Source organism: Clostridioides sp. GD02377 (genome assembly GCF_045899875.1).
In the GTDB taxonomy this organism is placed as follows: domain Bacteria; phylum Bacillota; class Clostridia; order Peptostreptococcales; family Peptostreptococcaceae; genus Clostridioides; species Clostridioides difficile_A.
On the sequence record NZ_JBJODA010000049.1, the window covers coordinates 1 to 1,820 of the forward strand.

At 28.8% G+C, this 1,820-nt stretch carries 2 protein-coding genes; both read left to right on the top strand.

From position 1 onward, the window contains the following. The first annotated feature begins 66 nt into the window (after positions 1-66). Positions 67-738, top strand: coding sequence for a transposase (locus Q3304_RS20610; RefSeq protein ID WP_407813580.1), 672 nt, complete (start codon positions 67-69; stop codon positions 736-738). After that, positions 732-1,631 carry an IS3 family transposase gene (locus Q3304_RS20615; RefSeq protein ID WP_407813581.1) on the top strand — a complete coding sequence of 300 codons (900 nt, stop codon included), beginning with the start codon at positions 732-734 and terminating at the stop codon, positions 1,629-1,631. The genes Q3304_RS20610 and Q3304_RS20615 overlap by 7 nt, the downstream gene beginning before the upstream one ends. The last annotated feature ends 189 nt before the right edge of the window (positions 1,632-1,820 follow it).

Genomic DNA, 1,820 nt, shown 5'->3' on the forward strand with positions numbered 1-1,820 from the left:
TGAACTATACCCCTCTTAGGAGACAGTTAAAATATGTAAAACTGTCTAAACTAGGAGGGTTTTGTTATGTCTAAAACTAAAGTATCATCAGAACAAAAAATCGAAGCAATTGAATCATATTTAAAGGGTGAAAATTCAGTAATAAAAATAATGGAAGAATTAAATATTGGAAAACGTACATTCAGAGAGTGGATGCGAAATTATGAAACTTTTGGAAATGATGGTTTAATAAAACAAAGTCGCAAATCATGCTATTCTAAAGAGTTTAAATTGAATGCTATAGAATCTTATCTAAATGGCGAAGGATCTTATGACACAATCTCAAAAAAATATAAAATGAGATCAGTTCATCCACTAAAAGCTTGGGTTAAAGAGTATAATCTTCATAAGGAAATAAAAGAAACCCCGAAGGGAGGACTCTTTATGGAGACTAGAAAAACAACATTAGATGAACGAGTTGAAATTGTTAAAGATTGTGTTGAACATGATTTTAATTACAATTTGATAGCAAAAAAACATTCTGTTTCATACAGTCAAGTTAGAAGATGGACACTTAAATATAAAGATAAAGGGATATCTGGATTAGAAGACCGAAGAGGTAAAGCAAAAAAAGAAAATGAGTTGACTCAATTAGATAAGGTAAAGTTGGAATTGAAAATTGTAAAAGCAGAAAAACACAAATTACAACTGGAGAATGAATTCTTAAAAAAGTTAAAAAACATAGAAAGAGGGTGGTAATTACACTATCTAAGAATGAGGACAAATATAAAGTACTTCAATCCTTATTCAATGAAAAAAAAGCTTCGCTTATCCAATTATGTAAAATTGCTAAAGTAAATCGTTCTGGATACTATAAATGGCTCAATCGAGATAAAAGTAATTTAGAACTTGAAAACATTAAATTAGCAGCTTTGATAACTAAGATATATGAAGAAAAGAATGGGGTTTTTGGCTCTTTAAGGATGACTCTGCAGTTAAATAGAGAGTATAAACTTAATGTCAATCACAAGAGAGTGTACAGACTAATGAGAGCCGTAGGCTTAAGATCTGTTTGCAGAAAAAAGAAATTTAGTTATGTTAAATGTACACCAGAGGTCATTGCTGAAAATGTATTAAGCAGAAAATTTAGTGCAGATAAAACCTCTCAAAAATGGTTAACAGATGTAACTGAATTTAAATTAACCAATGGGATGAAGGCCTATTTAAGTGCAATTCTAGATTTAGGCGATAGAAGTATAATTTCATATGTTATTGGAAAATCAAATAACAATAACTTGGTGTTTGAAACTTTTGATAAAGCAATAGAACTATATCCAAATGCAAAACCTATTTTTCATAGTGATAGAGGTTTTCAGTATACTAGTAAGGTGTTTAAATCGAAACTTTTAGCACAAGGTATGATACAAAGTATGTCAAGAGTTGGTCGTTGTATTGACAATGCTCCTATGGAAGGATTTTGGGGGATTTTAAAGGTGGAAATGTACTATTTAAGGAAATTTGATACATACGAACAATTAGTCAAAGCAATAGAGGATTATATATATTACTACAATAATTTTAGATATCAAAAGAGATTAAATTCTATGTCTCCACTTGAATTTAGGAAATATTTAAGTACAGAGGTAGCATAATTTATTTTAAGTAGCTCTAAAAAAATTTAAATATCTAGGGTTTTATTTGACGTGCTCTTTTTTAGATAGTAAACTTTAAAATATAGATATTAATTATATGAATATAATAAAAAAAGTACTAATGATTGACACTAGTACTTTAAACTACTTTTACATGTTTTAACTGTATAAAACAGTGGGTATAGTTCA

Coding starts and splice junctions, on each gene's coding strand:
- Q3304_RS20610 (WP_407813580.1), top strand. CDS start 67: ATGTCTAAAACTAAAGTATCATCAGAACAAAAAATCGAAGCAATTGAA.